Origin of the sequence: Polynucleobacter sp. MWH-P3-07-1 (genome assembly GCF_018687555.1) — a bacterium.
Classification (GTDB): Bacteria; Pseudomonadota; Gammaproteobacteria; order Burkholderiales; family Burkholderiaceae; genus Polynucleobacter.
In genome coordinates this window covers 1,167,814-1,181,317 of sequence record NZ_CP061296.1, presented here as the reverse complement: position 1 = coordinate 1,181,317, position 13,504 = coordinate 1,167,814, and the positions used below count along the sequence as shown (strand labels likewise).

The following is a 13,504-nucleotide window of genomic DNA, read 5'->3' as shown; positions in this document are numbered from 1 at the left end:
GCCCCGTTTTCATGAAGTTTTGTTTGCGGGATACCACTCTAGAATTTCCAGAGCCCGTTGGTCTCCGCAGATACCAAATACCCGATTATCAACCACTTGGACTCCCGGAGTCTGAAGATTCAGCCCCTGAGGAAATGGCCCGCCCAAATGGGTTTTTGCCACAATCCGTGTCTGTCCTTGAAAGTCGGTAAAGGCTCCAGGATAGGGGGGTGCCACCGCACGGACCAAGTTATGGACCTGCTGAGCGGTCTGGGCCCAATGTATGCGCCCATCTTCAGGCTTGCGTCCACCAAAATAACTACCCTCACTCAAAAGATTGGGTTTGCGAGGAACTTGGCCTTGAATCAGTTGGGGGAGTACGCTTTTGAGAACCGCTACTGCGGCCTTGCTCACTTTGGCAAATACATCTGTTGCGGTTTCATCGGGACCAATTGTTACTGCTACTTGACCAACAATATCGCCCGCATCGGGTTTGGCTTCCATGATGTGTAAGCTCGCACCCGTTTCAGATTCGCCATGCAGAATTGCCCAATTCACCGGTGCTCTACCGCGGTACTTTGGTAGTAACGAGCCATGCATATTCAGAGCCGCGATTCTGGCGCAACTCAGAATATCTGCCGGAATCATGTAGCGATAGTAAAAAGAAAAGAGGTAGTCTGGTGCAAGCGCTTGGAGTTTTGGAGTAAGGCTTAACAATTCGCTAGCGCTAGGCTGAATGTAAGGTATCTGCTTTTCTTCACAGAGTCTAGCCACACTGCCAAACCAAATATTTTCATGTGGATCATCATGATGAGTGAGCACTAGATCCACTTGAATGCCTGCATCCAGCAATGCCTGTAAGCAATTGACGCCTACATCGTGATAGGCAAAGACGACTGCACGCAATTATTTTTTCTCGAGAACAGTTTTAACAACATAGCGAGGACGTTGTCTAACCTGTTGATAGATACGCCCGATGTATTCACCGACTAAGCCCAGGCCAAAGAGCATTACACCGATCAAGCAGAAGGTGAGTGCAAAGAGGGTAAATACACCCTCAACTTCAGCCCCCAGCAAGAAGCGGCGTACTAGCAGATAGATAAACAAAATACCGGAAGCCAGAGCCAGGAGCATGCCTAGGATCGAAAAGATCTGGAGTGGCATGACAGAGAAACCGGTCACTAAATCAAAGTTCAAGCGAATCAATTGATAGAGACTATATTTGGATTCGCCAGCAAAACGCTCTTCATGCTTGACGACAATCTCTACTGGATCAGCAGCGAAGGTATAAGCAAGAGCAGGAATGAAAGTATTACTCTCATCGCATTGACGAACTAAGTCCACAATTCGACGGCTATAGCCACGGAGCATGCAGCCTTGATCTGTCATGGTGATGTGGGTAATGCTGTGGCGCAGACGATTCATCATTCGTGAAGCAAATTTTCGGAAGAAACTATCGCGACGATCAGCGCGAATCGTGCCAACATAGTCATGTCCTTTGAGTAACTCGACAACTAGGGCATCAATCTCCTCAGGAGGATTTTGCAGGTCGGCATCCAAGGTAATGATGTAATTCCCTTGGGCGTATTCAAAGCCAGCCATGATGGCCATATGCTGACCAAAGTTGCTGTGAAATAAGAGAACACGGGTTTGGTCTGGGCGAAGCTCAAATTGCTTGCTCAGCATGCCAGCAGAGCGATCTTTACTGCCATCGTTCACGAAAATGATTTCATAGGCAAGTTGGTGCTTGGCCGCCACACGATCCATTGCGGGGTAGAGGCGATCAAAGAGGGCTTGCAGGCCATCTTCCTCGTTATAAACGGGGATAACGATGCTCAGTTGAGGCTGATTAGCTGGGGTGGCTATATTCGCAGTCATCCCTCAATTTTGCCTGATCTTGGCATGTGGCCCCGATTATGGCCAATGGGGGTCGTCAAAGGACTATTTAGCGTGCTTTTTGAGGATGGCAACCAGGCTTTTGCAGATACGCTCCACATCGGATTGATTGAGGCCCGGAAATAATGGCAGAGTCAGAATGGATCGGCCAATACGCTCGGCGATCGGTGTATCGCTGACCTGGTAACCCAGTTTTGTGTAAAGGCTAAAGCCGGTGATTGCTGGGTAATGTAAGCCTGTGCCAATGCCCAGCCCTTTTAGTTCTGTCATGACTTGTGCGCGATCGACCTGGAGTTGGTTTAAAGGCAAAACCACTTGGAACATATGCCAATTACTATCTGTGAAATTTTCTGGAGGCAGCTCTAAGTGCAAACTCTCCAGACCTGCTGATTGGATTTCTTGACGAAGACTTGCAAAGTAGTGACGCGCTAACTCGGTTCGCTTGGCCTGAAATTGGGGTAGTTGTTTGAGTTGATGAAGACCGATCACGGCATTGACATCGGTGAGGTTATCTTTTCCGCCCAATACATCGACATCCATGCCATCCATGCCTTGCCGAGTCACGCCTTGTAAGCGCAGTTTCTCAGCGAGTTTTACCTCATCCAGATTGTTAAAAACCAAGCAGCCACCTTCTACAGTAGACAGATTCTTATTCGCTTGAAAACTAAAACTCACGAGATCACCGATACTGCCGATCTTTTGACCTTTCCAAGATGAGCCAAAGGCTTGCGCAGCATCTTCAATCACGCGCAATTGGTGTTGCTGAGCTAAGTCGTACAACTTATCCATATCGACAGGTAAGCCAGCTAGATAGACCGGCATGATGGCGCGGGTTTTGTGGCTGATTGCAGCAGCTACTTTGGATAGATCGAGATTACGAGTAACTGGGTCAATATCCACAAACACCGGTTTAGCCCCAACACCCAAAATCACATTAGAAGTAGCAACCCAAGAGATGGGGGTGGTGATGACTTCATCGCCTTCGCCAATGCCAGCCACTTGGAGCGCAATCTTCATGGTTGCCGTGCCGTTGGCAAAACAACGCACAGGAAGACCTCCAAAATAGTCGCTGAGGGCTGCCTCGAATTCAGCTAACTTAGGGCCTGAGGTCACCCAGCCTGAGCGCAATACTTCACCCACGGCATCAATCGTCGCCTCATCAAAGCTGGGGCGCGTAAAGGGAATAAAAGGGGTATGAGCCATGGTGTCTTATTGTTGCAGAGATTGTGGCCTATCAGGATGTTTCACTACCACTCGGCGAGAGTCACGGTCTACTTCTTGCATTGCTAGCCCTTGCTGCTGTAATTGCAAGTATTGCTCAGGCACCATCAAAGCATAGCTGCTAGGATCCTCTTTCCAACGTTCGATGAAGGCATCTAGGGTGGGTAGCCAAAGATTGGGTTCCTGACTGACGCCGTACTCCAGCTCGTCGGGATCCTCTACCATGATCATCGTTTTGCCTAAATAGAAGGGCATAGTGTGATCTAGTATGCGCACGGAATAGAAATTGACCTTTTGCGGAATGCTGGACTTCACTCGCTCAGCTAGATCAACGCCAGAGACAGTGCGTCCCAAAGTTTCGTGGCCAGTCCCTGCAACGATGGCGCAGAGAAAAAATCCGATAGCAAAGCTAGCAATACTAATAAGCCCATTGCGCTTAGCTTGCCAGGTTGCGAGAAGAGAAAAAATAATTAAAGCAATTAACGCAACAATGATCCAATGGGTATAGCTCGCATAAGCGGCGATTTCATCGGGGCGCGCCTGAATACCGACTTGATCTAAGAATGCGAATCCAATTCCTCCCAGAACGGCAAAGGTAAGGGTCTGCAATTGCCAAGTGAACTTAAGTGCATTCATTTGACCTAGGTTGTGATTGAGTCGATATCCCGCCAACATAGCCAGTGCCGGAAAGATTGGCATGATGTAGCCGGGGAGTTTTGAATGCGAAATGCTAAAGAATCCAAATATCACCACAAACCAACACACCAATAACCAAGCGCTCGAGAAGCCCCTTTTGGATTCTTTCCAAGCTTGCACCATAGCACCGGGCATCTGGGAGAGCCAAGGCAGAAAGCCAATCAAGAGCAGGGGAATGAAGTAGTAAATCGGCCCTGTTCTGCTATGGGCATCTTGGGTGAAGCGCTGTAGATGCTCGTGAATAAAAAAGAACTCAGCAAAATTCGGATTGCGAATCGAAACCAAAATAAACCATGGGGCAGTGATTGCTAGGAAAAGAATGAAGCCACTAAGCAAAGACAACTGTCTCCAGATTTTCCAGTTCCAGCTACTGATGGAATACATGATCAAAACCAAGAGCGGTAAGGCAGCCCCAATTAAACCTTTAGAGAGTGTTGCTAGACCCATCATGATCCAGCAGACCCACATCCACTGTCTGATAGCGTTTTGATTATTCGATGTTTGCGAAAGCAAAAGACTGCAAAGTGCGGCCACCAAAAATGCTGAGAGGCCCATGTCTAGAGAATTAAAGTGGCCCCCAATAATCCACATCGGGGTGGAAGCGAGAACTACTGCTGCAAGCCAGCCGGCACGCGCACCATAAATGCGTGCACTAGTAAAGCCAACGAAGAGAATGGTGATGAATCCTGTTAAGGCTGTCCACAGACGCGCTTGCCAATCACCAATACCAAATAGTTTGAATGCAACTGCAGTAGCCCAAATTTGTAGAGGAGGTTTCTCGAAGTATTGGTAGCCGTTATAGCGTGGGGTAAGCCAATCACCACTGACCAGCATCTCACGAGCCATCTCTGCGTAGCGACCTTCATCAGAAGGGATGAGATGGCGATAGTTGAGTGTGCCAAACCAAATCAATGCATAGATGGCCAGGAGCAAAAGCACCTTAGCTGGGCTTAATAGGGTCTCTGGTTTTCTGGAGCTAAAGCTCATGCAGCGCCTTCAACGATCAGCGCTAGCAAAACCTGGCGTCCTTCCCCAACCAAGATGTTGTAGGTTCTGCAGGCAGCTTGGGAGTCCATGATCTCAAAACCAATCTTGGCGGTGATTAAAGGTTTGAGTAACTCCGGCTTAGGAAATTGCTGGCGCTTACCGGTGCCGATGATGATCAGTTCGGGCTTTAGGACGGCTATTTGGGAAAAATGCTCACCTTCGAGTTCACCAAAGCTGGCTACTGGCCAAGGCTTAATCTCACCGTTGGAGCTGAGAAGTACGGCGTGCTGATAGGGAACTTTGTTGATTTCAACATAGCCTTCGCCATAACCGGTAACGGTATTAGCTCCAGAATGGGGGTCAGATTCAAGCTTCACATGGACTCTCTGTCATAATTGTAGGGATTATAGCTAGGCATTTTTTCCAAGATTTCAAGAACTTACCCCTAATTTACCGTGAAGCCGATCCTTAAGTCAGAAAAACTCAAAGACGTTTGTTACGACATTCGTGGTCCCGTGCTCGAGCTTGCTCAGCGCATGGAAGAAGAGGGTCAAAAGATCATTAAGCTCAATATTGGTAATGTGGGCATCTTTGGCTTTGATCCCCCCGAAGAAATTCAGTTGGATATGGTCCGCAATCTGAGCAATGCATCAGCTTACTCGGACTCAAAAGGAATCTTTGCAGCTCGCAAAGCCATCATGCAGTATTGCCAGGAAAAAGGGATCCAAGGCGTTACATTGGATGACATCTATACCGGCAATGGTGTTTCTGAGCTCATTGTTTTGGCCATGAATGCATTGCTCAATAACGGTGATGAAGTGTTAGTACCTGCGCCTGACTATCCTTTGTGGACGGCTGCCGTGAGTTTGTCTGGCGGCACACCGATTCATTACTTGTGTGATGAGTCAAAAGAGTGGGCCCCTGACTTAGCGGATCTCCGCAAAAAAATTACGCCACGCACTAAAGCGATTGTGGTGATTAACCCAAATAATCCTACTGGTGCAATATATTCCACGGCTGTATTGACAGAGCTGACCGAGATTGCCCGTGAGCATGGTTTGATCTTATTTGCAGATGAGATTTACGACAAGATGCTTTACGATCAAGAGAAGCATGTGTCTTTGGCCTCGCTCTCAAAAGATGTTGTCACGATTACTTTTAATGGCTTATCTAAGAACTATCGCTCATGCGGCTACCGTGCAGGCTGGATGGTGGTCTCAGGTGATAAGTCGATGGTACGGGATTATGTTGAGGGGCTCAATATGTTGTCCTCAATGCGGCTGTGTGCCAACGTTCCAGGCCAATATGCAATTCAGACAGCCTTAGGTGGTTATCAAAGCATCAATGATTTGGTAGGTGAAGGTGGTCGTCTTGCAAGGCAGCGTGATATCGCTTGGAAACTCATTACCGCGATCCCAGGCGTGACTTGTGTCAAACCCAAATCTGCTTTGTATCTTTTCCCTAAGTTGGATCCTGAAATGTATCCAATCAAAGATGATCAGCAATTTATTGCCGATTTGTTAAAAGAAGAAAAAGTACTGTTGGTGCAGGGTTCCGGATTTAACTGGGCAACGCCAGATCATTTCCGCTTGGTGTTCTTGCCGCATGAAGATGTTCTTAAAGAAGCAATTACACGTTTGGCGAGTTTCTTAGAGCGTTATCGAAATAAACATGGCCGCAAAGTGGCTTCTTCAACCGTAACAAAGGCATCATGAAACCGATTCAAGTAGGTCTGTTAGGTATTGGCACTGTAGGTGGTGGCGTATTCACTGTTCTCGAGCGTAATCAGGATGAGATTCAGCGTCGTGCGGGTCGCGGGATTCGAATTCATACTGTTGCAGATTTAAATGTCGAGCGCGCAAAAGAAGTGGTTGGGAATCATGCGCTGATCGTGAACGATGCTCGCACTGTCATCAACAATCCTGAAATTGATATTGTGGTGGAGTTGATTGGTGGCTACGGGATTGCCAAAGACTTGGTCTTAGAGGCCATTGCTGCAGGCAAGCATGTCGTGACAGCCAACAAGGCTTTGATTGCAGTGCATGGCAATGAGATTTTTAAGGCAGCTCACGATAAAGGCGTGATGGTGGCGTTTGAAGCTGCGGTTGCAGGCGGCATTCCTATCATCAAGGCACTACGCGAAGGTTTAACTGCCAATCGTATTGAGTGGCTTGCTGGCATCATCAACGGCACTACCAATTTCATTCTCTCTGAGATGCGTGACAAAGGTTTGGACTTTGCAACCGTCTTAAAAGAGGCGCAGCGTTTAGGGTATGCAGAAGCAGACCCCACCTTTGATATTGAAGGGATCGACGCCGCACACAAGGCTACTATCATGAGTGCGATTGCATTTGGTATTCCAATGCAGTTTGATAAAGCGCATGTGGAGGGGATTACAAAACTCTCCGCGATTGATATTCGTTATGCAGAGCAATTAGGTTATCGCATCAAATTATTGGGCATTGCCAAGAAAACGCCCGCTGGTATCGAGTTGCGTGTGCATCCTACCTTGATCCCAAGCAAGCGTTTGATTGCTAATGTTGAAGGCGCGATGAATGCCGTTCAGGTTTTTGGTGATGCAGTCGGAACGACTTTGTATTACGGTAAGGGTGCAGGGTCTGAACCAACAGCCTCTGCCGTAATTGCTGACTTAGTAGACGTTACTCGCTTGCTTACAGCTGATCCGCAAAATCGCGTTCCCCATTTGGCCTTCCAGTCTGATGCTGTTCAAGATATTCCTGTCTTACCGATCGGTGAAGTAACTACCAGCTACTACTTGCGTCTGAGAGTGGCGGATCAAGCTGGCGTTTTGGCAGAAATAACTAAAATCTTGGCTTCACATAGTGTCTCGATTGATGCGCTGCTTCAAAAAGAAGCCAATGAAGGTGAGAGTCAAACGGATCTCGTGATTCTGACTCATGAAACTAAAGAGAAAAATATGCTGGCTGCCATTCAAGAAATTCAGGGCTTGAAAACAGTTGCGGGTGAAGTCACCAAGATTCGTTTAGAAAACTTATCCTAGTATTTAAAGATGCGTTATCAATCGACTCGCGGCAATAGTCCGCAACAATCTTTTCTAGAAATTCTCCTGGGTGGATTGGCGCCAGATGGTGGTTTATATCTGCCAACGCACTATCCACAAATTAGTACAGCGCAACTCGATAGCTGGCGTGGCCTCTCCTATGCTGATTTGGCTTATGAGATTCTGAGTTTGTATTGTGATGACATTCCTGAGGCTGACCTGCGTGCTCTATTGCGCAAGACCTATACCGCTCAGGTCTATTGCAATGGACGTGCAACAGACTCTGCACAAGATATCACTCCCATTCATTGGTTGGGTGAAGAGCAGGGCACACAGATTGGATTGCTCAGTCTTTCCAATGGTCCGACCTTGGCCTTCAAAGACATGGCCATGCAATTGCTGGGTAACTTATTTGAATACGCACTCAAGCGCGCTGGTCAGAAACTGAATATTCTCGGGGCGACTTCTGGAGATACCGGTAGCGCCGCTGAGTATGCAATGCGTGGCAAAGAAGGCGTGACCGTATTCATGCTCTCACCACGTGGGAAGATGAGCGCTTTTCAGTCGGCCCAAATGTATTCCTTACAAGACCCGAATATTTTTAACTTAGCCGTAGGTGGCGTGTTTGATGACTGCCAAGATATTGTGAAGGCAGTAAGTAACGATCTTTCTTTTAAAGCGAAGAACCGGATTGGAACAGTCAACTCAATCAACTGGGGCAGGGTAGTGGCACAGGTGATCTACTACTTCCAGGGCTATCTGTTGGCCACTAAATCCAGTGCTGAGAAAGTATCCTTTACAGTCCCTTCGGGTAACTTTGGTAATGTCTGTGCCGGCCATATCGCTCGCATGATGGGTTTGCCAATCGAGCATCTAGTGGTTGCTACTAACGAAAACGATGTGCTCGACGAGTTCTATAAAACAGGCGTCTATCGCGCTCGTAAGTCTGCTGAAACTTTGCACACTTCTAGCCCATCGATGGATATCTCCAAAGCTAGTAACTTTGAACGCTTTGTATTTGATTTGATGTCTCAAGATGGTCAAGCTACAGCCAAGCTCTTTCAGCAAGTAGAGAGCCAAGGTGGTTTTGATCTCTCCAAAGAATCGGTTTATCAGACAATGGCAAAGTATGGTTTTCAGTCTGGTCGCAGCACTCATCAAAACCGAATTGCAACCATTCAGGATATCGACCAACGTTATGGTGTGGTGATCGATACCCATACTGCTGATGGCGTGAAAGTCGCTCGTGAGCATCTGCAAGCAGGAGTGCCGATGCTTGTATTAGAGACTGCTTTGCCTATCAAGTTCGAAGAGACTATTCTGGAGGCGCTTGGTCGTCCGGCTGACTGTCCCAAAGCTTTGGAGGGTATTAAGTCTCTTCCACAACGCGTTGTTAATATCGATGCTGATGTCGGTCAAGTGAAGTCTTTCATCACTGATCACGTTAATTAATTTCATTTTTAAGCTGCTATGAATAAGCCACCGATGCTGACTGCTGAGCAGGCACTTGAGCATTTACTCAGTCATGCAAGAGCAGTTTCAGAAACAGAGCGCGTTGCTATGCAAGCTGCCCTTGGGAGAGTGCTTGCTGAAGATGTTAATAGCTTAGTAGATGTGCCGCCACTGGACAACACCTCAATGGATGGCTATGCAGTGCGAACTGCTGACATCACCAAAGAGGGTGCAGTACTAAAAGTGAACCAGCGGATTCCGGCGGGTTTGGTAGGGAAGCCTTTGGAGGTAGGGTGTGCTGCACGAATTTTTACAGGGGCACCTATCCCACCTAATGCGGATGCGATCATTATTCAGGAAGACACCACTCTTATTGAAGGTCATGCCGATCAAGTGCAAGTGAATTACATCCCTAAATTAGGTCAATGGATTCGTCGTCGCGGTGAGGATCTCAGCGCTGGAAAAGTGGCGCTTCAGGCTGGAACGTTTTTGCGCCCTCAAGAGTTAGGGGTTGCTGCTTCGGCCGGTTTAACCCATTTAAATGTGAAGCGTCGCGTACGCGTTGCCGCATTCTTCACTGGCGATGAGTTAGCTCTACCAGGTGAGCCTTTAAAGCCAGGCGGTATTTACAACTCTAATCGCGATACCTTGTTAGCCTGCTTACGTTCATTAGGATGTGACGCGACGGATTTGGGAATTATTCCGGATCGGCTCGATGCAACACGCGAGGCCTTGCGCAAAGCTAGCAAAGATCATGATTTGATTATTACCTCTGGTGGAGTATCGGTAGGTGAAGAGGATCACATTAAGCCTGCAGTGACTGCAGAAGGCCGCCTAGATTTATGGCAGATCGCCATTAAGCCCGGAAAGCCTTTGGCATTCGGGGCGGTTCGTAAAGCAGAACAAGCAGGGTCAGGAGAGGCTTGGTTTATCGGCTTGCCTGGCAATCCGGTTTCTAGCTTTGTCACTTTCTTGCTCTTTGTTCGCCCTTTCATTCTGAAATTACAAGGGCGTGATTCAGGATCGATGACTGCCTACCCAATGCGAGCTGATTTCAATTGGCCTAAAGCAGATCGGCGTAATGAATTCTTGCGCGTTAAAGTCAATAGCAAAGGCGGTCTAGATTTATTTCCCAATCAAAGTTCAGGTGTTTTAACCAGTGCCTCATGGGGTGATGGTTTGATTGACTGTCCGGCAGGCCAAGCCTTTGAGGCGGGTAGTATGGTGAAGTACATCCCTTTTAGTGCGTTACTCGCTTAATCTATGCAGATTCAATTACGCTTCTTTGCTGCTCTCCGTGAGAAGCTGGGTGTTTCTGAAGAAAGTATCGATGTCCCGGCAGAAGTAAAGACGATCGATGATCTCAAGACTTATCTTTGCAAACGAGATGCGCTGTGGTCTGAGGTCTTCACTGGCAACAGGATTATTCGTTGTGCCTTAAATCAAGAGATGGTTGATTCAAGTACGCCATTAATGGAAGATGCGGAAGTCGCTTTCTTTCCACCGGTAACCGGAGGATAAAAAATGATTCGCATACAAGAAGCCGACTTTGACCTCAGCACAGAGATTACCAATCTACGTAAAGGTGATTTGCAAGTTGGTGCAGTGGTCTCTTTTCTGGGTACTGTAAGAGATATGAATGAGGGTAGTGAGGTGTATTCAATGACCCTAGAGCATTACCCTGGTATGACTGAGAAAGCCTTGGAGGCGATCGTTGCTCAAGCCAAAACTCGCTGGGATATCAGCAATACCTTGATTATTCACCGCGTAGGACCCCTCAAACCTGAGGATCAAATCGTTCTAGTAGCAGTCACAAGCGCGCATCGAGCCGAAGCATTTGCTGCTTGCGAGTTCATGATGGATTACCTCAAAACTGCTGCTCCCTTCTGGAAAAAGGAAGAGACTGCCGAAGGTGGGCGTTGGGTTGATGCCAGAGTTACTGATGATGCTGCCATGGCACGCTGGAAGAAGAGCTAAAGCAGCAATAATTCAGAAGCATTTTTCAAAGTAGCGATAATGCTGCCATGGCTCTAATCGTACTCACTGATGCAAAACTGGCTTTTGGCCACGTTGATCTACTCGCAAATACTGCTTTTTCTCTTGAATCAGGCGAACGTGTCGGCCTCATTGGGCGCAATGGTACCGGCAAATCATCTTTATTGAAGATTCTGGCTGGCATAGAAAAGCTTGATGATGGCCTTTTGCAATATCAGCAAGGTCTTCGCATTGCTTATGTTCCTCAAGAGCCACTCTTTGACGCAAATGAAAGCATCTTTGAAGCTGTTTCTAAAGGTGTTGCTCAAGCAAAAGCCCTGCGCGAAGAATATGAGGCACTGAGCGTAGGCGAGTGGGATGATGCTTCTCATCATCGCCTTGACGAAGTTCAATCTCAATTAGAAGCGCTTAGCGGTTGGAATTGGGAGCAGCGTGTTCATGAAACCCTAGACCGCTTACATCTCGATGCAGAAGCCAAAATCAATACCCTGTCTGGTGGTACCAAAAAAAGAGTTGCTCTAGCCAGGGCTTTAGTGGAAGTGCCTGACGTCTTATTGTTAGATGAGCCTACTAACCATTTAGATTTAGATTCGATTTCCTGGCTCGAAGAGTTGCTGAAAGAGTATCAGGGCTCAGTAATTCTGATTACCCATGACCGCGCATTCTTGGACAACGTTTGCACTCAGATTGTTGAGCTTGATCGGGGTATCCTCAGATCCTACCCCGGTAATTTTTCTGCTTATGAAGTACTGAAGGATCAAGAGTTAAGCGCAGAGTCTCTCGCTAATGCTCGGGCTGATAAATTGCTGGCGCAAGAAGAGGTGTGGATTCGTAAGGGTGTAGAGGCTAGAAGAACCCGGAGCGTAGCTCGCATTGCTCGACTAGAAAAACTGCGCACCAGTCGTAGTGAGCGTCGTGATGCTATTGGTCAAGTTAAATTGGCCGTCTCTGCAGGCGATCGCAGTGGCAAGATTGTGGCTGATCTACAGAATGTTTCTAAAACCTATGATCGCCCAATCGTGAAAGATTTCACGGCAACCATTTTGCGTGGCGATAAGGTCGGCTTATTGGGGCCTAATGGGGCGGGTAAGACCACTTTGCTCAAGTTGATTTTGGGATCGATTCAACCAGATTCGGGCTCGGCCACCATGGGTACCCGTATTGAAGTGGCTTACTTTGACCAAATGCGTGAAGGTCTTGATCTCAATGCTTCTTTAGAGGATTACATCAGTCCGGGCAGTGAGTGGGTTGAGATCAATGGCAATAAAAAACACGTCAAGAGTTATTTGAGCGATTTTCTGTTTGCACCAGAACGCACCAATTCCCCTGTGAGTACTTTATCGGGTGGCGAACGTAATCGTTTGCTCTTAGCCCGCTTGTTTGCAAGACCTGCCAATGTCCTGGTCCTCGATGAGCCCACCAATGATCTGGATATCGATACACTCGATTTGCTAGAGCAACTCCTGCAAGATTACAAAGGGACGGTATTTTTAGTAAGCCATGATCGCTATTTTCTGGATAACGTCGTAACGAGCATTATTGCCAATGAGGGCGATGGCTTCTGGCGTGAGTACGAGGGTGGCTATGAAGACTGGAAGATTCAAAAGGCGCGCTCTGACAAAATTCGTGCCAGCAAGGCCCCTGCAAAAATAGAAGCAAAGCCAGAGCCCAAGACAGAGGTAAAGCCAATCAAAGTCGAGAGTACAGTCCAAAAGCTCAATGGTAAAGAGCGTCAAGAGCTGGAGCAACTACCCCTGCAAATTGAAGCGCTAGAGGAAGAGCAGGCAGAGATTGGCATCACAATGAGTAAGCCCGAGTTATATCAGAATGAGCCCGAGCTATTGGCGAGCCTACAAGCTCGCTTGAGTGAGATTAATACTGACTTAGATCGAAAAATGCAACGCTGGGAATTGCTACTCGCCAAATCCGAATCTTAGACCGGCCCGCTCAAGCGCAATAGCTCTGCGCGCAATTGGCTAATTTGATCCATGAGGTCTAAGGCCAGCGCTAAACCAGAAGTATTGATTTCAAAATCCCGAGTCAGACGCGCCGCTGTTTTGGCTCGCTTTAAAGAGTCGCCACTAAAGCGCCAATCTTGAGGGCTGCTTCCTGCCGGACTCAGAACGCCCTCTGAGACCCAATCCATGATGAGTTCCTCAGGAGTGCTGGCTGCGTGAGATAGTTCCACGATCGTCATATAGACTTCATCTTCAACGATAGTGCTTTCAATCCAAGTGATATTGGTTTGGCTCATAC

The 13,504-nt window shown here is 47.6% G+C and carries 13 protein-coding genes; 7 read left to right on the top strand and 6 right to left on the bottom strand.

The genetic code is table 11. From position 1 onward, the window contains the following. Nucleotides 1–9: 9 nt before the first annotated feature. The 5 genes from ICU98_RS06140 to ICU98_RS06120 form a co-directional block, all read right to left on the bottom strand. Nucleotides 10–885, bottom strand: a complete 876-nt coding sequence (locus ICU98_RS06140) for a formyltransferase (RefSeq protein ID WP_215351395.1) — start codon at nt 883–885, stop codon at nt 10–12. After that, complete coding sequence (locus ICU98_RS06135) at nt 886–1,857, bottom strand: glycosyltransferase (protein WP_215351392.1); 972 nt, start codon at nt 1,855–1,857, stop codon at nt 886–888. 63 nt (nt 1,858–1,920) lie between these two features. Then, nucleotides 1,921–3,078 (bottom strand): DegT/DnrJ/EryC1/StrS aminotransferase family protein, encoded by a 1,158-nt coding sequence (locus tag ICU98_RS06130; RefSeq protein ID WP_215351390.1) that lies wholly within the window; start codon nt 3,076–3,078, stop codon nt 1,921–1,923. 6 nt (nt 3,079–3,084) lie between these two features. Further along, entirely contained in the window at nt 3,085–4,779 is a 1,695-nt protein-coding gene (locus ICU98_RS06125; RefSeq protein ID WP_215351387.1) for a glycosyltransferase family 39 protein, read from the bottom strand. Beyond that, nucleotides 4,776–5,156, bottom strand: a complete 381-nt coding sequence (locus ICU98_RS06120; RefSeq protein ID WP_215351384.1) for an Mth938-like domain-containing protein — start codon at nt 5,154–5,156, stop codon at nt 4,776–4,778. The genes ICU98_RS06125 and ICU98_RS06120 overlap by 4 nt, the downstream gene beginning before the upstream one ends. Before the next feature lie 78 nt (nt 5,157–5,234). Between ICU98_RS06120 and ICU98_RS06115 the strand changes: the two genes are divergently transcribed. Genes ICU98_RS06115 through ICU98_RS06085 form a run of 7 tightly spaced genes read left to right on the top strand, consistent with a single transcriptional unit; the run spans nt 5,235 to nt 13,185 of the window. Then, nucleotides 5,235–6,494: a pyridoxal phosphate-dependent aminotransferase gene (locus ICU98_RS06115; RefSeq protein ID WP_215351381.1), complete on the top strand. Its 1,260-nt coding sequence runs from the start codon at nt 5,235–5,237 to the stop codon at nt 6,492–6,494. Continuing rightward, a complete protein-coding gene (locus tag ICU98_RS06110) occupies nt 6,491–7,801 on the top strand; it encodes a homoserine dehydrogenase (protein WP_215351378.1) in 1,311 nt (436 codons plus the stop codon). The genes ICU98_RS06115 and ICU98_RS06110 overlap by 4 nt, the downstream gene beginning before the upstream one ends. A 9-nt stretch (nt 7,802–7,810) precedes the next feature. Beyond that, entirely contained in the window at nt 7,811–9,253 is a 1,443-nt protein-coding gene (gene thrC / locus ICU98_RS06105) for a threonine synthase (RefSeq protein ID WP_215351375.1), read from the top strand. 18 nt (nt 9,254–9,271) lie between these two features. Next, entirely contained in the window at nt 9,272–10,513 is a 1,242-nt protein-coding gene (gene glp / locus ICU98_RS06100) for a gephyrin-like molybdotransferase Glp (RefSeq protein WP_215351372.1), read from the top strand. A 3-nt stretch (nt 10,514–10,516) separates the two neighbouring features. Continuing rightward, nucleotides 10,517–10,774, top strand: a complete 258-nt coding sequence (gene moaD, locus ICU98_RS06095) for a molybdopterin converting factor subunit 1 (protein WP_215351370.1) — start codon at nt 10,517–10,519, stop codon at nt 10,772–10,774. Nucleotides 10,775–10,777: 3 nt separating this feature from the next. Further along, nucleotides 10,778–11,230: a molybdopterin synthase catalytic subunit MoaE gene (gene moaE, locus ICU98_RS06090; RefSeq protein ID WP_215335890.1), complete on the top strand. Its 453-nt coding sequence runs from the start codon at nt 10,778–10,780 to the stop codon at nt 11,228–11,230. A 47-nt stretch (nt 11,231–11,277) separates the two neighbouring features. Next, on the top strand, nt 11,278–13,185 hold the full coding sequence (locus ICU98_RS06085) for an ATP-binding cassette domain-containing protein (RefSeq protein ID WP_215351367.1): 1,908 nt from the start codon (nt 11,278–11,280) through the stop codon (nt 13,183–13,185). Here the strand turns inward: ICU98_RS06085 and ICU98_RS06080 are convergent. Beyond that, the gene (locus ICU98_RS06080) at nt 13,182–13,502 is read right to left on the bottom strand and encodes a chaperone modulator CbpM (protein ID WP_215351364.1); all 321 of its coding nucleotides are present in this window, start codon (nt 13,500–13,502) and stop codon (nt 13,182–13,184) included. The two genes, ICU98_RS06085 and ICU98_RS06080, sit on opposite strands and share 4 nt — an antisense overlap. Between the last annotated feature and the right edge of the window lie 2 nt (nt 13,503–13,504).